The organism is Variovorax sp. GW460-12-1-14-LB1, assembly GCF_059423605.1.
Genome location: NZ_JBWKYF010000044.1, coordinates 37,738 through 56,541 on the forward strand (window position 1 = coordinate 37,738; position 18,804 = coordinate 56,541).

An 18,804-nucleotide genomic window follows, 5' to 3' on the forward strand; every position below is an offset into this window, starting at 1 on the left:
TTTCTTACCGCACGCGGAGCGTGAAGCAGTCGTTGCTCAATTGGCCTTGGCGCGCAGATCAGCCGGGTGCGGCATCGTCGAAATAACTTTGCTGTTCACACGAGAGCCGGAGCCGACATTCTGGTCGGGCCGCAGGTTGTAGTGAACGGCCTCGGCTTCAACGAGAGACCGCGCCGTCGAAACAGCCATGGTCTCGGGACCGCGAGAACCGCGAACCACGTTCTGGTCGGGCGCTTTGGCGGTGCGCACGGCCTCGGCATTCACCTCATCGCGCGTCTTGCTGGAGAAGGCCTTGTGCACACCGTCGTACGCCTCTGCGTGGGCGCCGGCCGCGACCAGGAGGGTCAGAACGGGGGCCGATACGATCTTCATGGCTGTCGTGAGGTTCATGGAGGTTCCAAAGAAAAAGGTTGGAGCAAAACGCTTGCGGGTCTCGTCTCGAGAACCTGCAGATTAAGTCTTGCGCCAAATTCGACTTCGGCAGTCATGCGATCAAGACACGCCACGTTTCCGTAGCCGAAACCTTCTGCATCGCAGCAACGGGCCTTCCAGCATGCCCGTCCCGGCGGGCTTTGAGGATCAAGTCGCGCGCCCGAACGTCTGGAGCGCGCGTTCCAGTCGTTCGTCCTGAGATTGATCGCCAGAGAGGAATAGGAAAGACCTGCGCTCGTAAAAGCGGCATGCACACATCAGGCGCGGATCGGAAAACTAGTTCACACGTCACATCGCGATCAAACCTCTTACGTTTGTCTGCTGTAACGAGAGCTTCGATTCGCCCGGGTGCACCCATCTGCTCGTAGATATCAACGCCGCGTCGCCATGCTAATGCTCATTCGCACATTGACTCTCTCGAGCAGTGGACTGCCAGCACCGGAGCCCGAAGCCGAACGCCGCAGACCTAACCGACGATAACCAAAGGCACGTCAATGCTCCCTTATCGGCGGCTGAGAACGCACCGCAAACGGTAGGAACATGCTGCACCCAGGCCGGCAGCTCGTCCCTGCGAGCGGCAGGTACGCAGCGACAGTCGCCTCTATTTCGGATTGACCGACGTCGACTTTATTGAGCCGTCAGCGCCAACGACGATAGAGATCTGCCCTCCCAATTGGGACTGCCGAGCACCAACATGCCATTCACCAGATTTGCGGCCGATAGAAAAAGCAGGGGCCCATCGGAGGCCCTCGCGTAGGGCGCGGCTCTTTGCCGCGCGAAAGGCGGCCACTGCATCCAAGCCATCGGTATCGTCGATTAGCTGCCCATCGCTCTGACGAAATCGGAACGTCACCTCAGAGTCAAGTGTCACATTCCATTCGCCGCCTTCCAGCACCCGATCCGTTGCATGTCTTCGCCCAGATCGGCGCCGGCCGTGGCTGCACCTGCCTGCGCCCTTTGCGTTGCATCGCTACGCGGGCGTACAGCCCAGGCCGCTGCGGGCAGCGGATCATGGTGCCGCTGGTGGTACTGACTGCGTCGCGCGTGACGCAGGAGTTGCACAACGCCCTGGTCAAGGGCGCGACGCGGATGCTCAGCGGGTGAACGGCATCGTTGTGGGTGGCGCAAACGTCGAAGGTGCTGATGCTCCCCCGGGCCTTCTCGAAGGCATCATCCCTTCCGCGATCGACACGGCCGCCAACCTTGGACATCGGGGCGCGCGGCAGCGACGCGAGACGGAGCAGTTACTCATGGGTTCAGTCGAAGGCAGCATGGCTTGCAAGCAAATCCCCTCTGTTCATTGCCGGGCTACACCAAGGACGTCACGATATCGCGCACTGAGGGGACGCTGCCTGCAAGGCACCCGAGGCCGGCCCCACGCGCCATGGCGCAGATCGACAGCAGCGCCGCGAGCCCACCGCAAACTCTGTCAATGCGGTACTTCAGGGTTCATAAAGTCGACCAGTTGCCGCCACGCCCCGAACGGTCCTGCGATCGGGAACATCAAGCCGAGTGGCTCGAGCATGTAAAGCGGCCGTAGCTTCAACTCGCGCAGCAAACCGGCATCGAGGAGGGGCCGCACGAAGTTAAGCGGCAGGAACGACAGTAGGTTTTCTTGCTGCGAGAGCCACCACAACATGGCCGTTGAACGAGTGACGACCGGATAGGTGCGGATCGGGTGAGGCAGATTCGCGGTCAATTCGTCGAATCGCTCACGGGCGGCCGAACCCGTGGGGGCGAGTAGCCAGGTCTCGTCGGCGAGTTGCGGCCAGCCCAGGGAACGCTTGCGCGCCAGCGGATGGTCTGCGCGCGCCAAGACCGCGAAACGATCTTCGCGCACCGGCATGAACTGCCAGCCTTCCGGGATCACGGGAGGCCGTCGGCATGCCACGAGATCTGCCTCGCCACGTGCGATAGCCAGCAGTTGATCGTCCCCTTCGGCTTCCGAGAGGTGAACGGTGACATCCGGATGCCGTTGCGCGAAGCGAGGCAGCACGTTGAGCAGGAGCCCGTTCATCGCGCCGACCGAGGCGACGAGGCGGATGGCGCCGCCGATGCGTTGCCGTCGCGCGGTGACGACCTCGGCGCCGTCGGCGACGCCGATCAGCATGCGACGCGCAACGGGCAAGAGGTCTTCGCACGCCTGCGTGGGTCGCGCGCCGCGCGCATGCCGCTCGAAGAGCTGAACTTCCAGCAGCCGTTCCAGGTACGCGAGGCCCTGGGTCACCGACGACTGCGTCATGCCGATCGAGTCCGCCGCCCGCTGGAGGCTGCCCAGCTCTGCCACTTTCAAGAGGATCTGCACATGCCGAAACTTGCCGCGCGCGAGCAGGCGGTTGAAGAGGACGGACGCGTCATGGCTCAAGATATCGGAAAGTCTAATGGAAGAGCGTCATTTTTAATTTGTCGCCGATGGCTTGCTCAGGAATGATGGCAACTCCACAAACGGCGGGCAGCAAGCCACGCGACAGGAGACAAAACGTGAAAAAAAAATGGCCGCTGCTCGCGGTTGTCTGTTGCCTGCTCGGCGCCTTTTCGGCCCATGCGCAGGACGAGGTCTGGCCATCCAAGCCGATCCGGGTGATCGTGCCGACCCCGCCCGGCGGCGCCTACGACCGCACCATGCGACCGCTTTCGCAGGAGCTGGCGTCGTTGCTCAAGCAACCGGTGGTGATCGACAACAAGCCTGGTGCCGGCAACATCATCGGTGCCCAGGCGGGCGCCGCGGCCCCATCCGACGGCTACACGCTCACGATGACGGGCATGGTGAACACGATCGCCCAAGGCATGTACGACAACGTGCCCTTCAACATCGTCAATGACTTCACCCACGTCGCAATGATCGGCGGCGGCGCGCAATGGCTGGTGGTCAACAGCCAGTCCGGCATCGAGTCCTTCGCCGATCTGATCGCCCGCGCCAGACGCGAGCCGGGCGCGATCAACTACGCGAGCTCGGGCGCCGGCAGCACCGGCCATCTGTTGATGGAACTGCTGCAGAAGGCGACACAAACCTCGTTCGTGCACATCCCCTACAAGGGCGGCGCGCCGGCGCTGATGGATGTGCTGGGAGGCCAGGTCGCTGTCACCGTGATTCCGCCGAGCGGGTCGATGCAGTACATCCAGAGCGGCAAGCTCAGGGTGCTGGCGGTGTCCAGCCCGAAGCGCAGCCCCGAGCTCCCTCAAGTTCCGACTTTCGAGGAGCTGGGCTACAAGCAGCTGACGGTGATCTCCTGGGTGGGCCTGTCGGCACCGAGGAAGACGCGGCCCGAAGTCGTGCGCAAGGTCAACGAAGCAGTGCGCGAAGCGATGACGAGGCCGGAGCTGCAAAAGAAGCTCGACGCCGAAGGCATCACGCCGATGACGATGACGCCCGACGAGTTCACGCGCGTCGTCAAGAGCGATACCGAGCGCTGGGGTGCACTCACACGCAGCCTGCAACTCAAGGCCAACTGAAACCCAAGCCCATCCCTCATGCCTTTTGTCACATCGAACAAACGCGACATCTACTACGAGCGCCACGGCGCCGGCCCGGCGATCCTGTTCCTGCACGGAGCCGGATCGAACGCCGCCACCTGGTGGCAGCAATTGCCGGCCTTCACGCCGCAGTACACCTGTCTCACGATGGACATCCGCTGCTTCGGTCGTTCGGTGGCGCCGCCGGAGGAGTTCTCGCTGGAGCTCTTTGTCGGCGATGCCTTGGCGGTACTGGCGCGCGAAGGCATCGAGCGTGCGACGGTCGTCGGCCAATCGCTTGGCGGGATGATCGGGCTGCGGCTCGCGCTGCGCCATCCCGAGCGCGTCGCCGCGTTCGTCGCTTGCGACACGTCGCTGGCCATCGACCACCCGACGCTGGTCGACAGCATCGAGCGGCGCTTTAAGACAGTTTCCGCGGTAAGCATCGAGCAGCGCTCGCTGGGCACCTGGTTCTTGAAGGCGCAGCCCGCGCTTGCAGCGCTTTACGCGCAGATCAACCACTTCAACCCGAGCGCTCACAGTATTGAGCCCGAAGCCTGGCGCGAGGCCGTACTGCGTCTGAACCAGCCCGAGAACCTGCTTGCCGTCGCTGAGATCGACCAGCTGGCTTGCCCGACGATGTTTCTCGTTGGCGCCGAAGACCCGATTGTTCCGCCGGCGGTCATGCGCGAACTCGGCCAGCGCCTGCCAGGAAGCGAGGTCGTTGTCGTCGAGGAGGCCGCGCATTCTGCGTACTTCGAGAAGCCGCTGGAGTTCAATCAGACGGTGTTCGACTTCTTGAGACGACGCGCCGACTCCTAGGTCTGCTGTGCAGCGACTTCTGAATCTCGGAGCTTGCCTCCATGCAAAAGCGCGCTCACGACCCGGCCCATGCTGGCGAGCAGCTCGGAGCTCTTCTCTCGCCTGTGCTCGAAAGCTCCGATACATTCTGTTGCCTTGCGCTCCGCAACCGCCCCTTGAAGACGCTGCTGAGACGTCCTATTTTTCTCCCGTTCCAAGTTGGTCGTAGAGAAATGGAGGACAAAGCCATGGCCATGGACATGCTCAAACAACTTGCCGGTTCCCCCTTGCCGGCGACCTTCCGGACCCGGGCGGAGATCGACCAGATCAAGCTGCTGCGGGCCGCCGGCCTCGTGATCGCGCTGACGCCCGCGCCGTCGGATCCCCTCACCCTCTCGGGCAGCCCCGACGCCGCCCAGGTGCTCGCCATCACCGAAAAAGGCCGCGCCGAACTCGAACGCATCCACTACCCCGTGGCCGCACAGGGCCCGTGGCGCGGTGCCGCGTCGCGGTGGCGCGCGAAGCTGCCCCACGCAATCCGCACCCGCCTGATGTAGGGAGGCCGCCATGCGTTCGAAGACGTCCAGCCGCATCCCCTACCGGGGCTTCAATATCGCGATCCAGGTCGACCGCGCCGGCGACCAGATCTTCGGCCACGCGGACTTGTTCGCCGACGACGAGTTCAAGGCCCGGCTCGCCGTCGGCACCCAGGGCCGCCGTACCAAGGAAGTCCGCGACCGGCTGAGACGCCTCGCAAAATCCAAGGTCGACGTGTGGGCGATCACGGGGTCCGCGCGGAGCGCTGCCGCGCCCGGCGATGCACGGCCGAGTCCGGGGTGATGCGCGGGTGAGCTACGGCCGGCGCGCAGCGCTGCTTAATTGAACAACTGGATTCCTTTGATTGGCGGTCGGCGCCGACCGTCCGCTGTTACCAGCGAGCACTTCCAGGAGCTGCTCAAGGAACCAAGTATTTCCTGCAGTATGAGCCGTGCGGGCGAGGTCTGGGGCAGCTCGGCCATGGAGAGCTTCTTCAGTTCACTGAAGACTAAGCGCACGGCCAGAAAGGTAACCGGGTCAGCGAGCAGGCTCGCGCCACCATGCCCGCTATCGGGTCGGGGGCGGTCAGCAATCACGATGGAGCTGAACGGCGTCCGTCTGGACTGACGCTCCTTCGCGGGCGGCCGGCGAGCGCAAGCGCTGCACATTTGCCGCCCATGCGTGTTGACGCTCTCTTGAGGGCGCCCGCGGGCGCCCTCGCCTTACGACTCATCCGACCTCGACATTGATTCGCCGCGGCTTGGCATGCTCGGCCTTGGGGATACGCAGTTTCAACACGCCCTGCGCCAGCTCGGCGGACACCTTCTCGGTGTCCAGCTCCTTGCTGAGCGTGAAGACGCGGCGAAACCGGCCCAGGCCGACCTCGGTGTGGCTGGTCTTCAGGTCATCCGGCACGCTCAGGCCCGACTCCGCCTCGATGGTCAAGGTCTCCGCTTCGACATGAAGATTCAGCTTGTCGCGCGACACGCCGGGCAGATCGGCGTAGAGCGTGATGCCCCCGGCGTCTTCCACCACGTCGACAGGCGGTGTGAGGGCCGCGCCCTGATAGCGTGGCGCCTGCCCACGATCCATGGGTTCCGGCGCGCTGGGCGATGCGGTCTGTACGTCATTGCTCATGATGTTCATCTCCTTGTTTCACAGAACAGCGATGCGCCGCGGCTGTGCCGAGGCCCGGCGGCGGACCGTGATGCGCAGTACACCGTCGCGCAGCCGGGCCTCGACGGCCTCTGGATCGGCATCGTCCGGCAGAGTGAGGACGCGGCGAAACGGCCCCTCGAAGCGCTCGTTGATGTGCACGGCCGCCTTGGCCTGCGCATCGGGAAGCAGGCTCTTGCGCTCACCCGCGATGGTCATGAGACCACGCTCGAGGTTGATCTCCAGCGTGGCCGGGTCGACGCCGGGGGCGAACGCGAAGATCTCCAGCGCCTGCGGTGTGGCGCCCACGTTCAACGCGGGAAATCCGTTGCTGCCGTAACCGCGAATGGTGGGTGACAGATCGAACGCCTGCTGCATGTCCCGTTGCAGGCGATCCATCTCGGCCAGCATGTCGCGCGGGAAGAAAGATCGGTACATGGGAAACCTCCTGTCAAATCAATTGAACCTGAACAGAATCGAGCCGCCCCTCACTGGGGCAGGCCGTGCGTGCCCGTCGGCCGCGCAGCGCCATCGCTGTCCGCGCGGTGCCGTGCAAAGATCCTGGAGGGTCGCTGTCGCCAGCGCGCGGTGCGCGACTGCGGGTACGAGAATTTCGCCAACTCCTCGCGCCCCTTCTGCGTGATGGCCAGCACCTGGGCGGCCGAAGGGGAGCCAGACAGAGCGAGCGAGTTCGAGGGCGCGGGGATCAGGGCAACGACGAGCCCGGCGGCCCGAAGCACCCGCACCTGATCGATGTCCGCGGTGCGATAGAACGAGACAGGCAAGCGAGAGCCGGCAATTTGCTTGAGCAAGTTCATGGCCATTGAATACCTCCTTTTCGGTTGACCAATTTCCGACGCAAGCGAACATAGGAGCCTCCGAATCGATTTTCAAGAGGCGGTTTTCGACACCCACGCGAGACGCAGGCCGACACGAAAAAAAGCCCGGCCGCACGCGACCGGGCTGAGGTTTACAGCAAGTCCGCGGTGGTGCCGCGGAGACAAAAATCTACCGCGCCGCGCCGACGCAGGCATGTCAGACAACTTCTGATTCTTGAACGCCAGCGCAATGGCCGGACCGACGCGCTAACGCGCCTGGGCGCGTCGATTCTGCAGGGCGTATTCGGGCAACATCCCTCTCAAGTTGAAGGCATCCTAGACCGTGCCGTTGCGAGAGGGTCAAGCACTTTCCAGGGGCCGCGGTCGCTGCGTCAGCCGTTTTTCGACGGGCACCCTCTGCCTGCAGCAGGCTGCGCCAGGTGTGCGGACATCAAGAGCTTCGGCCCAACCCGGAAAACGAAAGCGGTTGCTGGCCGGAGACTGACATGCGTCGCGTCCAGCGCAGCTCATCCGATGCTGGCCGAGCGCGCAACGGCCATCTGCAAACAGCTTGAGCCGGCCCTTGACGTCACGCGGCGTCGCAGGGATTCCCATCGCCGGACCACGTCTGCTTCCGGGACGAAGGCCATCCGGCTGAAGTCGATCCTAAGGTGGTGGAAAGATGTGGAACCGTTTTCATTCGTTCGGCACTTCTTTCTCCTTCGTAATTTCCTTCGTTTTGGGAATTCAGGGTTATCACTGTAGAAACGTTTCCACGCCCACCGCAAACTGCAGTCATGACCGGTTCTGCATCGCCCTTTCTCGCACCCTCCACACGCTTGCCACTGCGGCCGCCCCCCTACGAACCCGAGGTGGCAGCAGCCGTGCAGAGCACCGCCTTCAAGGGCCTGTCACCCCTGAACCTTCGACTGGCGCTCGCGAATCACAGCAAGCTCGGCCCGGCCTTCCAGGCCATGGCACATGTGGTGCTGTTCCAGTGCGCGCTGCCCGAACGGGACCGCGAGATCGCGATCATCCGCACCGGCGCGCTCACGCGGTCCGAGTACGAATGGGGCATGCACATCAGCATCTACGCGGACAGGTGCGGCCTGGATGCCGCGCAGGTGCGCGAGCTCACCGGCAGTGCCGACTGGCATGCGCTGTCGCCAGGCCTGTGGAGCGACAGGGAACGCCTGATCGTGCGCATGGTGGATGAGCTGCACCACCACTGCACGGTGTCCGATCAGACCTGGCAGCCCCTTGGCGCGGGCTGGCCGCAGGAGCAGGTGATCGAGCTGATCTTCGCGTCGAGCTTCTATCACATGGCCGCGCTGTTCCTGAACAGCGCGGCCGTGCCGCTCGAGCCCGGTGCCGAGCGTTTCCCTGCCCCGCTTGCACAGGCGAAAGTGCCGGCATGAAGGCCAAGATCACCATCCGCGAAGTGGCCAAGGCCGCCGGCGTTGCGATTGGAACGGCCTCGCGGGCCCTGAACCGCAGCGGGCGCGTTAGCGAGCAGGCCATCGCAGCGGTCACCAAGGCGGCGCGCGAGCTCGGCTACACGCCGGATTCGGTGGCGCAGAGCATGCGCACCCGCTCGACAGGCGTGGTCGGGTTACTGGTGTCGGATCTGGCCAACCCCTTGTACGCGCGGATCATCACGGCGGTCGAATCGCGCCTGCTGGCGGCGGGCTATGCGCTGCTGGTGGCCAGCACCCACAACGACGACCAGCGCGAGAAAACCCTGATCGACCTGTTCCGGCGCCGGCGCGTGGACGGGCTCATCCTCGGTCCCTGCCAGGCCGAGACCCCGGCCTACCTCGACCAGCTGGCGGCGCACGGCCCGGTGATCGCGCTCGATCGCGACTTCCAGGGCAACAACGCGGGCGTGCACGTTGACCACTACCACGGCGCGCTTCAGGCCACGCGCTACCTGCTGAACCTCGGTCACACGCGCATCGCACTGCTGACGCCCGGCAGCGTGTTGCGTCCGGGTCGCGAGCGCATCATGGGCTACAGGGACGCCTATCTGGAGCGTGGTCTGCAGCCTGACCCCAAGCTGATCCGCGCCGAGAAGTCGGCGATGGACTTCGCCTTCAGCGAGGCCCTCTCGCTGCTGGGCTCCCCCACGGCGCCCACGGCCTTCCTGTGCCTGGGCACCCGCATCCTGTCGGGCGTGCTGCAGGCACTGCGTCACTCGGGCCGTTTGGCGCCCGATGACGTCAGTGTCGTCAGCATCGGCGACACCGACCTGTCGCAGCTTTTCAGTCCCGCCATCACCTCGCTGACCTGGGACCTGGAAGCGGTCGGCACTGCCGTGGCCGAGCTGCTGCTGCGGCGGCTGGACAGCACAGCCCCCCTTGAGCAGGAGCGCATCCTGCTCACCACCCAGATGGTGCTGCGCGAATCCTGCGGTCCGGTCGCCAAGGCACCCGCTGCCGTCCGCAAGAAAACGAGAGCGGCCTCATGACGCAGCGTCTCAAGGACAAGGTGGCCATCGTGGTCGGCGCCGGCTCCATCGGCACCGACATCAGCAACGGCGCCGCCTGCGCCGTCACCTTCGCCCGCGAAGGCGCGACGGTGATCTGCGTCGACCGGTCGCCCGAAGCTGCGGCGACGTCGGTGCGTCGCATTCATGACATCGGCGGCATCGCCGAGGCCTTCGAGGCCGATGTGCGCAGCAGCGAGCAGATCGAGCGGATGGTGAACCACTGCCTGGCACGCTTCGGCCGCATCGACGTGCTGCACCACAACGTCGGCATCGAGGAATTCGGCGAGCTGATCGAAGTGACGGAGGAGTCCTGGGACCGCGTGCACGCCATCAACCTCAAGGGCCCCATGCTCACGGCGCGCGCCGTGGTGCCTCACATGATCCGACAAGGCGGCGGCGCCATCATCAACGTCTCCTCCATCGCGAGCCGCAAGTGGAGCCCGATGCAGTTCCTGTCGTACAGCACCTCCAAGGCGGCACTGAACCACATGACGCGCGTCGTGGCGCGCCAGTACGCGCAGCACCAGGTGCGCTGCAACGTGATCGTGCCGGGCCTGATCGACACGCCGCATGCCGCGGCCCTTTTCAAGAGCGAACAAGAGGCGCAGGCCGGCCGACAGGCACGCAACGCGCGCTGCCCCATGGGCCGCCAGGGCTCGGCCTGGGACGTGGCCAACGCGGCGCTGTTCCTCGCCTCCGACGAATCGAGCTACGTGACGGGCCTGGAGCTTGTGGTCGACGGCGGACTGTCCCTGTAGACGGGTATTCGAGCATCAACGACAAGGAGACAACACCATGCGCAAACTGTGGATTGCCGCGCTCGCGGGCCTCGCATTCGCCGCCCATGCCCAGGCGCCCTCGGACTATCCGTCGCGGCCGATCCGCTTCGTCCTGATCTCGGCCGCAGGCAGTGGCGGCGACGCGCTCGGCCGGCTCCTGGCCGACAAGATGGCGCCCCTGGTCAAGGGCGTGTTCGTGATGGACAACAAGCCGGGCGCCAGCGGTGCCATTGCCACCGACTTCGTCGCCAAGGCGCCGGCCGACGGCTACACGATCGGACTGGGCGGCGCGACCACGCACGTGCTGCTGCCCGCGAGCAATCCCAAGCTCTCGTACGACTCGGTCAAGGACTTCGCACCCATCGGGCAGGTCGGCACCGCCTCTATCCTGCTTATCGCGACCAACGACTTCCCGGCAAACAACGCCAAGGAGCTCATTGCGCTGGCCAGGAAGTCGCCCGGCAGCGTGCAATACGCGAGCTGGGGCATCGCCTCGACCGGTCACTTTTGCGGGGAGCTCTTCAATCTGCGCACGCAGGCACAGATGAGCCACATCCCCTACAAATCGGTGGTGCAGATCCAGACCGACATGCTGGGCGGCCACGTCAAGCTGGCCTACGTGGACATGGCATCGGGCTCGCCGATGGTCAAGTCCGGCAAGGTCAAGGCGATCACCGCCTGCACCTCGCGCTCGCCCAGTCTGCCCGACGTCTCGAGCTACGACGACGAAGGCATCGATTTCGCGGGCAAGCGCATGGGCGCGCTGCGCTGGGCGCTGTACGCACCCGCGGGCACCCCCAAGCCGATCGTCGCCAAGCTCTCCGCCGCGCTGAAGCAGGTCGTCGAGATGCCGGACGTGAAGGCGCGTCTTCTGGACCTGGGCATCACCGCCGCGTTCGTCGGTGGCGACGAACTGCGCGCCATGACCGCCGCAGACATCGAGGGCTGGCGGCAGATCGCCAAGGCCGCGAACATCAGCAATGAGTGACGCGGCCCTTCCCCTGCTGCAGGGCCGCGTGGCCTTGATCACCGGTGCGTCCCGTGCGCGCGGTATCGGCCTGGCGACCGCACGGCTGTTCGCCCGCCACGGTGCCCGGGTGGCGCTGCTCGACCTCGACGAAGGGCAGGCACAGGTCGCTGCCGAATCCCTCGGCGCCGAGCACATCGGCATCGGCTGCGATGTGCGCGATGCCGGCGCCTGCAAGGCGGCCGTGGCGCGCGTGCTGCAATGGGCGGGCCGCATCGACGTGCTGGTGAACAACGCTGCCATCACACAAAAACGCGGTGTGCTGGACGTGAGCGCCGAGGACTTCGAGCAGGTCGTGGGCATTACCCTTCGCGGCACCCTCCAAATGTCGCAGTGCGTGATCCCCACCATGATCGAACAACGCAGCGGCTCGATCATCTGCATCTCGTCGATGTCCGCGCAGCAAGGCGGTGGCGTGTTCGGCGGCAGCCACTACTGCGCCGCCAAGGCCGGCGTGCTGGGCCTCATGCGCGCCATGGCCAAGGAACTGGGCCCCCAAGGCATTCGCGCCAACGCCATCACGCCGGGCTTGATCATGACGGACTTCTCGCGCGGCGCGAACTCCGACGACAACAAGCACGCGCTGGGCAAGACCTTTCCACTGAGCCGTGTCGGCCAGCCCGAAGACATCGCGGGCGCGTGCCTGTACCTGGCAAGCGACCTGTCGTCCTTCGTGACCGGCGCAACGCTCGACGTCAACGGCGGCGCGTACATGCGCTGACCACGCCCCAAGGAGTCCATTCAATGAGCATGCTGTTCGGCGGCGCCCGCCAGGTCGGCTATGTCGTTCACGACATCGAGAAGGCGATGGCCCACTGGTCGCGCACGCTGGGCGTGGGCCCATGGTTCTACAAGGAAGAGGTCGGCACGACCGAGTTCAACTACTACGGCAAGCCGTCGCGCCTGCCTCGGCTGTCCATCGCGCTGGCCAACTCCGGCAACCTGCAGATCGAGCTGATCCAGCAGCGCGACGACGCCCCCTCGCTCTACCTCGATTCGCTGCGCCGCGGCGGCGAGGGCGCCCAGCACCTGGCCTACTGGAGCGACGATGGCTTCGACGACGCCGTGCGACACCTGCGCTCGACGGGTTACGTCGAGGGCCACAGTGGCCGCATGGGCATGCGCGGGCGCTTCGCCTACTTCGTGCATCCCGACCTGCCCAGCGGCATGTTCGAGATCTCCGAGATGGCCGGCGGCAAGGGCGAGTACTTCCGCGACATCCGGCACGCGGCCGAAGGATGGGACGGCAAGGACCCGATCCGCCGCATGGGCGCGAACGCCATCGCCCCGGTGCCATGACGGCTCCCGACCACCCCGTTCACCAACCAGCAGGAGATTCCGTGCAGACCACAACCCTTCAAGCGGCACGCATCAAGACGGTACGCGATCACATGGCGCTCGAGTGCACGCAGGAGTGGGATGCGGTGATCGACACCTTCGAGCATCCCCGCTACGAGATGCACGGCAGCGGCGTGGTGTTCGACGGCGAGGAAGAAGTGCGCGGCTATTTCCGCAGCTCGCGCACGCCCTTTCCCGACCTGGCCAACGAGATCATCGCCATCGCCGCCGACCAGGACACGGTACTGGTCGAGTTCTGGCTCAGCGGAACGCACCTCGGGCCGCTGCATGCCAACGACAAGGTGTTCGATGCCACAGGCCGGAAATTCCGGATCCGCCTGGCGGCAAGTTTCGAGTTCGCGCCAGGTTCCGACAAGATCGTGTGCGAGCGGCCCTACTCCGCACCCGATGCGAAGCTGCGCGCGCTCGGGTTGATCTGACGACCCTCTCGCGCTTCGCCTCGGCTGCGCGCGTCGAGAGGAGGCGGGAAGCCACCCAACCTCCTGCTCACTGGCTGTGCGCTATCGTCTTGGCGGCTTGCTCTCAACACCGAGTGATGTTTCTCCTGCGCTGCGCAGGCTCTCACAGCGGCCTGTCGCGCATCCGCTCAAGCTCGCCCCGGCCATGAGGCGTGATTCGCAGAACAACCGCTGGCAGGTCATGGGCTTCAGCCTCTTCTGGAAGGATCGCCTCGACAAGCCCCGCGGCAACCAGCACCGCGACGTTGCGGATGTCCATGGGGTCGGTCACGGTCAGCGGCAACGTTTCGTGTTCGACCTTCTTGAGGAAATCCATCGGCATGAAGCGCTCCCTTTCTCGAAGCGGCTCAGTTTAGGTCAAAGGACCTCCCTCAATCCCCGCAAGGCCCTTCTCTCTTCCATGAGCAGAACGGACTTCTCCCGCTCCTGGGGCTGAGCCCACAGTTCACTCACCGGAGAGCCTCAGCACATTGACGGCTTCCCGCAGCGACGCCGTCCTACGCCCACAAGCACCCACCCCTGAGATGTTGGGGACCCACCGACCAGGAGACCCCGATGACAGCCAAGCGCCATGAACCCGATGCATGCTCGCTACTCGACACCGATCACAAGAACGTCAAGAAGATGTTCGCCGCCTACGAGGAGCTTGCCAGCTCAAAAGCTGCCAGCGCCTCGGAGAAGAAGCGAGATCTTGCACTGCAGATCTGCATGGAGTTGACCGTTCACACGCAACTCGAAGAAGAGCTCCTCTATCCAGCAGTGCGCGAAGCCATCAAGGAAACTGAACTGCTCGACGAAGCCGAGGTTGAACATGCGAGCGCCAAAGACTTAATTGCGCAGATCCAGGATTCGACCGAAGTCGATGAGATGTTCGATGCGAAGGTGAAGGTCCTGGGCGAGTACATCGACCACCACGTCAAGGAAGAGCGCAACGAGATGTTCCCCAAAGCGCGCGCCGCGCGGGGACTCGACCTGGTTGCCATGCGCGAGCAACTCACCACTCGCAAAGAAGAATTGATGGCGGACATGGCAGTCACGGCCTAGACTGCCCCTAGGCCCCTTCCTGGAAGCGTTCCGCCGCCCCTTCGCAAAGACGCAGCCGTCAATGCTGGCCCTCACCAAGCCGCAACTTCGCAATTCCGCAGGAATGTTGCGCCCACCCGGTATCGCGATGAAGCTTCCGTACTTTGCATGCTCGTGCAACATCAAGCATCTGGAAAGTGTCCCGGGGCAGGCATGGCTTCGCCTGTTACCCCGGGTTCAGATGTATCGCTGCATGAACTGCGGGCAATCGCAAGTGTTTTCGCGGCGCTCCATCGATCGAGCCCTGGCCCTTCAAGATGCTCAACCAGTCAGCTCCAGAGAACTGGATGGGATGCGCCATCGTCCACCGCACTGATGCTCCGGGCGCGCCCAATGGGGCAGCGAGACCGAACGCCGGAGCCAATTCCGCGGTCAGGGGCTGAGTACGGGCACCAATTTCCACCCACGCTGGTTGGCCCTGAGCTCGAGGACCGTCCTCGCAAATTCGGCGGGTGGCTGGTTATCCGGTGGCACGTGGCCCGGCAGGCTCGCAGTCACAAACTTCTTGAACCGCGTGCGGTTGGGGGACGCCGCAGCGTCCTTCGAGATAGTGAACGGCCGAGCCGTGCAAGTCTGCAACCTTGGGGTCGCCAGTACCCCCCATTTTCGCTTCTATGCAGGGGCGCCGGTCCATGACACCGACGGCTTTGCACTCGGGTCAATCTGCGTCATCGACTTTCGTCCGCGGAAGCTGGATGGCAGCCAAAGACGCACCCCGCTGGAACTTGCTGCGATTGCTTCTGACGAAGTGAAGCTTCGAGAGCTGATGGCCAAGCTTTAGACGAAGCGAGCGCGCAACGGCCATCTCGCATTCAAGGGAATCACTGGGCCCGGCGCCCTCCCTCCCTGGCAGCTCGATCGATCACGTCGGCGACTGCCTTCGGCTGGGTCATGAATACCGCATGGCTTGCCTTGACCTCCTGAACCGTGGCGCCGATGCGCTTGGCCATCTTGTGCAACATCCGGACGTCGAAGGCCCTGTCCTCGGTCGCGATCACCGCCCAGCTTGGCTTGGTCCGCCATGCGGCGTGATTGAGCTTGGTCGCAAACACCGACATGTTGATCGGCACCTGCGAATCACGCAGGAACGCGGCGTCCGCATCGCTGGCATCGCCGGCGAAGCCGATCTTGAACTTCTCCCGATTGACGAATCCGAATCCGTCCGACTGCGTGTCGATCACGAAGTCGGGGGCCGTGAATCCCGCGTACTGTTCGCTTGTGGTCTCGCCGGCGTCGGGCGACAGCGCGGAGACATAGACAAGACCCACCACCTTCGGATGGATGCCCGCTTCGGTGATGACCGTGCCCCCCCACGAGTGACCCACGAGGATAGTAGGACCGTCCTGGCGCGCGAGCGCGCGCTGCGTCGCCGCCACGTCGTCGGCCAGAGACGTCAGCGGGTTCTGAACGATGGTGACCCGGTAGCCTCGGCCGATGAGCTCGTCATAGACGCCGCGCCAGCCCGAACCATCGGCAAAGGCGCCATGCACCAGCACGACGTTTTTCGCCTGCACCTGTTGGGCATGGGCGCCGCCACCGGGACCGACGATGCTGGCGGTTGTCGCAGCTGCGATCAAAAGCTTGCGAATCAGTGAGTTCATGGGATGTCCTGTGAGTGGATGGGAGAAGCGAAATGGTAGGAAAGAACGTGTTGAACAGGGTTGCGAATATCACGCCAAAGTTGAAGCTTTGCGCGCAAGAATTGCTGTTCTTCAAAACTGCGTTTCGTGACACGCTTCAGATGCGCAATAAAGCTGTCCGGTCCGAATGGCGCGCGGGAGGCGTTGCCACGCACGCAGTCCCTCGCCATCGCACGCGTGTGCAGCCAGCTGCTTTCGTACCGTGCCGGTGATGGCCGCGGCCTTGCCTAGACCGTCGGGACGGTCCCGCCATCGATCAGGTGTTCCGACCCTGAGATCGAGCCCGCCCGGGGTGACACAAGGAACGTGATCAAGTCGGCAACTTCCTGCGGCCTGGCCGGTCGACCCAGCGGAATGCCGCCGAGCGATTGCATGATGATCTGCTTGCCACCCTCGTAATCCGTGCCGGCCTGGTGGGCCAGGCGATCGGCCAGCGCCACCGACGCTTCGGTCTCGATCCATCCGGGCGACACGCGCAGCACGCGCACGCCCTTGGGCGTCACCTCTTTCGACAACGCCTTGCTGTAGGTGGACAAGGCCGCCTTGGCCGCCGCATACGCGGTCGTCGATTCCGGCAGTGGCAGCAGGCGCTGGATCGAGCTGACGTGGACGATGACGCCAGAGCCCTGCGCGAGCATGGCGGGCAGCAGCGCACGATCGAGCCGCACGGCCGGCATGAGGTTCTGGTTCAGTTCGGCGAACCACTGGGCATCGTCCAGGGCCGCGAAGCCGCCGCCCGGTGCGCTGGAGCCGCCGACCACATGCACCAGGATGTCGAGGCCGCCCCAATGCCCGAGCACCGAGTGCGCCACCTTGGCGGCGCCTTCAGCCGTCGCCAGATCGGCGGTCACATGGACCACGCCCCCGATGGGCCGCGCGGGCGCGGCGCGGGCCGTGGTCATCACCTGCACACCGGCGTCGCGCAGGCCTTGAACGACGGCGGCGCCAACGCCTTTGGTGCCGCCGGTGACCAGCGCGCGCTGGCCCTGGAGTTGAAGATCGAAGCTCATGCCGTGATCTCCAGCGACGCAATCAGGCCGCGTTCGAGGCGAAAGCGATATCGAAGATCGACCGGACTGCCGGGAAAATTGCCGGCCACGTGCGCCCGCACGACCTGGAACTCCCCCGCGTGGTCCAGCGCAAATGGCTCGACCGTGTACGCGTACTGCGTGGATGTCGCGCTCTTCCATTCCTGGATGGCGCGGCGGCCGGTGTGGGTGCGGCCCTCGTCCTTCACGATGGCTTGAGGCGTGAAACAGCGGGCCAGGGCCTCGGCGTTCTGCCGATCGGCCGCGAAGTAGGCGGCGATCGGAGCGGGAAGGATCAGGGTACTCATGGTGACGACTCCTTGGATGTGAAGACCTCAGGATGCGCGTCGATCATCAATAAGTGAATCGCCTAGAATCTTCACGAGCTATGTAGAAGAAAATACAGAATGCGCGGATCGGAGTTTGCCGAGCTCAAGGCCTTTGCTGCCGTGGTGGAACGCGCGAGCTTTGCCCGCGCCGCCGAGCATCTGGGGCTGTCTGCTTCGGCGCTGAGTCAGACCATCCGACAGCTGGAAACGCGGCTGGGTACGCGGCTGCTGAACCGCACGACCCGCAGCGTGGCCCCCACCGCTACCGGGGCGCAGTTGTACGGGCGCATCGCGCCGCTCTTCCGGGACATGGCCGATGCGGTGAATGAAGCCAGCGCGATGGCGGGTCAGACGCGCGGCACGCTGCGCATCAACACCCTCGGCATGGCCGCCTGGCAGGTGATCGGCCCCCGGCTGGGCCGGTTTCACCGGACGCACCCGGAAGTGACACTGGACATCGTGGTCGACAACGGCCTGAGCGACATCGTCGCCGGTCGCTTCGATGCGGGCATCCGCGTCGGGGGCAAGCTGGAGAAGGACATGATCGCGGTGCGCTTGACGCCGGACGTGAAGATGGTGGCCGTGGCATCCCCGGACTATCTGGAGCGTCGCGGCAAACCGCGGTCCCCCGCCGACCTGCACGGCCACGCCTGCATCAACTGGCGCCTGCAGGGCGACGGGAGTTGCTACCGCTGGGAGTTCGAAAAAAAGGGCAAGCGGATCGAAGTGGCGGTGGAAGGACCCTTGGTCACCAACCACTCGGACACTGGCGTCGCTGCGGCACTCCAAGGGCTGGGGATCGTCTATGCCTTCGATCGCGAACGCGTCGATGCACTGCTCGCCCAGGAGCGGCTGGTGGAGGTTCTCGCCGACTGGTCGATTGCAAGGCCTGGCCTGTTCCTGTACCACCCCAGCCGGCGCCACTTCCCTGCCGCACTGCGCGCCTTCATCGACTGCATGCTGGAGAAAGACCCCTGAGCGGACTTTCTCTTCCCGGCGATCGGACCGGGGGCCGGGCAGGCCCTGCCGGCGTCGCTCGATGGTGACTTCAATATTTCCGCGGATAGGAGCCGGGTAGCCGGAACTCCGCATGGCTCGCGAGCAGCTTGGCGATCTCCGGCTGCGAGGCGTGATCAACGTTCCGATCGTTCATCGGCGGACTTGATCAGACGTTCCCTAGAGATCTCGGAGCAGACGGAAATCTGAGCGAGCGTCGATTGAGCGGCGCAGATCCGTCCGCCTTGCCGCCGCGGCGAGGCGGATCGACGCGCTGCCGGAGGACTCGATTGAGACGCACAGCAGACGTTCAGCGGGCCATACCGACTGACTGCAACCAGTCTGAGGACTAAACCGCTCGCGCGGTAGCCCGCCGCCAAGACCGCGCCGCGGGTAGAGATCGTGCCCTTGTCTATGTTGG

22 protein-coding genes and 1 pseudogene are annotated in these 18,804 nt (G+C 64.7%); 14 read left to right on the forward strand and 9 right to left on the reverse strand.

Translation table 11 applies throughout. The features are described from left to right. Nucleotides 1–36: 36 nt before the first annotated feature. Complete coding sequence (locus tag AC07Y4_RS21115; RefSeq protein ID WP_235926633.1) at nt 37–390, reverse strand: DUF4148 domain-containing protein; 354 nt, start codon at nt 388–390, stop codon at nt 37–39. A gap of 1,471 nt (nt 391–1,861) precedes the next feature. Next, nucleotides 1,862–2,797: a LysR family transcriptional regulator gene (locus tag AC07Y4_RS21120; protein WP_070059269.1), complete on the reverse strand. Its 936-nt coding sequence runs from the start codon at nt 2,795–2,797 to the stop codon at nt 1,862–1,864. Between the two features lie 62 nt (nt 2,798–2,859). Here AC07Y4_RS21120 and AC07Y4_RS21125 point away from each other — a divergent pair, with 62 nt between their 5' ends. The 5 genes and pseudogenes from AC07Y4_RS21125 to AC07Y4_RS21145 all read left to right on the forward strand — a co-directional run. Beyond that, nucleotides 2,860–3,885 carry a Bug family tripartite tricarboxylate transporter substrate binding protein gene (locus tag AC07Y4_RS21125; protein WP_487863365.1) on the forward strand — a complete coding sequence of 342 codons (1,026 nt, stop codon included), beginning with the start codon at nt 2,860–2,862 and terminating at the stop codon, nt 3,883–3,885. Nucleotides 3,886–3,903: 18 nt separating this feature from the next. Beyond that, nucleotides 3,904–4,707: an alpha/beta fold hydrolase gene (locus tag AC07Y4_RS21130; RefSeq protein ID WP_095744408.1), complete on the forward strand. Its 804-nt coding sequence runs from the start codon at nt 3,904–3,906 to the stop codon at nt 4,705–4,707. A 227-nt stretch (nt 4,708–4,934) separates the two neighbouring features. Further along, nucleotides 4,935–5,243 (forward strand): hypothetical protein, encoded by a 309-nt coding sequence (locus AC07Y4_RS21135; protein ID WP_139701812.1) that lies wholly within the window; start codon nt 4,935–4,937, stop codon nt 5,241–5,243. 10 nt (nt 5,244–5,253) lie between these two features. Beyond that, complete coding sequence (locus tag AC07Y4_RS21140; protein WP_095744407.1) at nt 5,254–5,526, forward strand: hypothetical protein; 273 nt, start codon at nt 5,254–5,256, stop codon at nt 5,524–5,526. Nucleotides 5,527–5,607: 81 nt separating this feature from the next. After that, nucleotides 5,608–5,754, forward strand: a pseudogene (locus tag AC07Y4_RS21145) (IS3 family transposase); the annotation flags it as partial. A 198-nt stretch (nt 5,755–5,952) separates the two neighbouring features. Here the strand turns inward: AC07Y4_RS21145 and AC07Y4_RS21150 are convergent. The 3 genes from AC07Y4_RS21150 to AC07Y4_RS21160 all read right to left on the reverse strand — a co-directional run bounded on the left by AC07Y4_RS21150 (nt 5,953) and on the right by AC07Y4_RS21160 (nt 7,202). Beyond that, complete coding sequence (locus AC07Y4_RS21150) at nt 5,953–6,315, reverse strand: Hsp20/alpha crystallin family protein (RefSeq protein ID WP_070059545.1); 363 nt, start codon at nt 6,313–6,315, stop codon at nt 5,953–5,955. A gap of 63 nt (nt 6,316–6,378) precedes the next feature. Then, nucleotides 6,379–6,816 carry an Hsp20/alpha crystallin family protein gene (locus AC07Y4_RS21155; protein ID WP_062472360.1) on the reverse strand — a complete coding sequence of 146 codons (438 nt, stop codon included), beginning with the start codon at nt 6,814–6,816 and terminating at the stop codon, nt 6,379–6,381. Between the two features lie 50 nt (nt 6,817–6,866). After that, nucleotides 6,867–7,202: a hypothetical protein gene (locus AC07Y4_RS21160; RefSeq protein WP_095744406.1), complete on the reverse strand. Its 336-nt coding sequence runs from the start codon at nt 7,200–7,202 to the stop codon at nt 6,867–6,869. Between the two features lie 791 nt (nt 7,203–7,993). On the opposite strand from AC07Y4_RS21160, the gene AC07Y4_RS21165 reads away from it, so the two are divergent. Genes AC07Y4_RS21165 through AC07Y4_RS21195 form a run of 7 tightly spaced genes read left to right on the forward strand, consistent with a single transcriptional unit; the run spans nt 7,994 to nt 13,268 of the window. After that, on the forward strand, nt 7,994–8,614 hold the full coding sequence (locus AC07Y4_RS21165; RefSeq protein WP_487849969.1) for a carboxymuconolactone decarboxylase family protein: 621 nt from the start codon (nt 7,994–7,996) through the stop codon (nt 8,612–8,614). Then, a complete protein-coding gene (locus AC07Y4_RS21170; protein ID WP_070059276.1) occupies nt 8,611–9,663 on the forward strand; it encodes a LacI family DNA-binding transcriptional regulator in 1,053 nt (350 codons plus the stop codon). Before AC07Y4_RS21165 ends, AC07Y4_RS21170 begins: the two co-directional genes overlap by 4 nt. Beyond that, the gene (locus tag AC07Y4_RS21175; protein WP_070059277.1) at nt 9,660–10,442 is read left to right on the forward strand and encodes an SDR family NAD(P)-dependent oxidoreductase; all 783 of its coding nucleotides are present in this window, start codon (nt 9,660–9,662) and stop codon (nt 10,440–10,442) included. The genes AC07Y4_RS21170 and AC07Y4_RS21175 overlap by 4 nt, the downstream gene beginning before the upstream one ends. A 37-nt stretch (nt 10,443–10,479) precedes the next feature. Continuing rightward, nucleotides 10,480–11,451 carry a Bug family tripartite tricarboxylate transporter substrate binding protein gene (locus AC07Y4_RS21180; protein WP_095744404.1) on the forward strand — a complete coding sequence of 324 codons (972 nt, stop codon included), beginning with the start codon at nt 10,480–10,482 and terminating at the stop codon, nt 11,449–11,451. Beyond that, nucleotides 11,444–12,211: an SDR family NAD(P)-dependent oxidoreductase gene (locus AC07Y4_RS21185; protein ID WP_095744403.1), complete on the forward strand. Its 768-nt coding sequence runs from the start codon at nt 11,444–11,446 to the stop codon at nt 12,209–12,211. The genes AC07Y4_RS21180 and AC07Y4_RS21185 overlap by 8 nt, the downstream gene beginning before the upstream one ends. Nucleotides 12,212–12,234: 23 nt before the next feature. After that, a complete protein-coding gene (locus AC07Y4_RS21190) occupies nt 12,235–12,789 on the forward strand; it encodes a VOC family protein (protein ID WP_062472379.1) in 555 nt (184 codons plus the stop codon). Between the two features lie 41 nt (nt 12,790–12,830). After that, nucleotides 12,831–13,268 (forward strand): ester cyclase, encoded by a 438-nt coding sequence (locus tag AC07Y4_RS21195; protein ID WP_235926634.1) that lies wholly within the window; start codon nt 12,831–12,833, stop codon nt 13,266–13,268. A 142-nt stretch (nt 13,269–13,410) separates the two neighbouring features. On the opposite strand, the gene AC07Y4_RS21200 is transcribed toward AC07Y4_RS21195, so the two are convergent. Further along, entirely contained in the window at nt 13,411–13,629 is a 219-nt protein-coding gene (locus tag AC07Y4_RS21200; RefSeq protein ID WP_062472384.1) for a hypothetical protein, read from the reverse strand. Between the two features lie 233 nt (nt 13,630–13,862). Between AC07Y4_RS21200 and AC07Y4_RS21205 the strand changes: the two genes are divergently transcribed. After that, nucleotides 13,863–14,351, forward strand: a complete 489-nt coding sequence (locus AC07Y4_RS21205; RefSeq protein ID WP_095744401.1) for a hemerythrin domain-containing protein — start codon at nt 13,863–13,865, stop codon at nt 14,349–14,351. 860 nt (nt 14,352–15,211) lie between these two features. Here AC07Y4_RS21205 and AC07Y4_RS21210 read toward each other — a convergent pair. From AC07Y4_RS21210 to AC07Y4_RS21220, 3 genes are all read right to left on the reverse strand, one after another. Next, entirely contained in the window at nt 15,212–15,991 is a 780-nt protein-coding gene (locus AC07Y4_RS21210) for an alpha/beta fold hydrolase (protein WP_139701817.1), read from the reverse strand. A gap of 266 nt (nt 15,992–16,257) precedes the next feature. Next, nucleotides 16,258–17,040 carry an SDR family oxidoreductase gene (locus AC07Y4_RS21215; protein WP_062472393.1) on the reverse strand — a complete coding sequence of 261 codons (783 nt, stop codon included), beginning with the start codon at nt 17,038–17,040 and terminating at the stop codon, nt 16,258–16,260. Beyond that, complete coding sequence (locus AC07Y4_RS21220; RefSeq protein ID WP_062472395.1) at nt 17,037–17,366, reverse strand: nuclear transport factor 2 family protein; 330 nt, start codon at nt 17,364–17,366, stop codon at nt 17,037–17,039. Before AC07Y4_RS21220 ends, AC07Y4_RS21215 begins: the two co-directional genes overlap by 4 nt. Nucleotides 17,367–17,465: 99 nt before the next feature. Between AC07Y4_RS21220 and AC07Y4_RS21225 the strand changes: the two genes are divergently transcribed. Further along, the gene (locus tag AC07Y4_RS21225; protein WP_487849968.1) at nt 17,466–18,365 is read left to right on the forward strand and encodes a LysR family transcriptional regulator; all 900 of its coding nucleotides are present in this window, start codon (nt 17,466–17,468) and stop codon (nt 18,363–18,365) included. Nucleotides 18,366–18,804 lie beyond the last annotated feature (439 nt).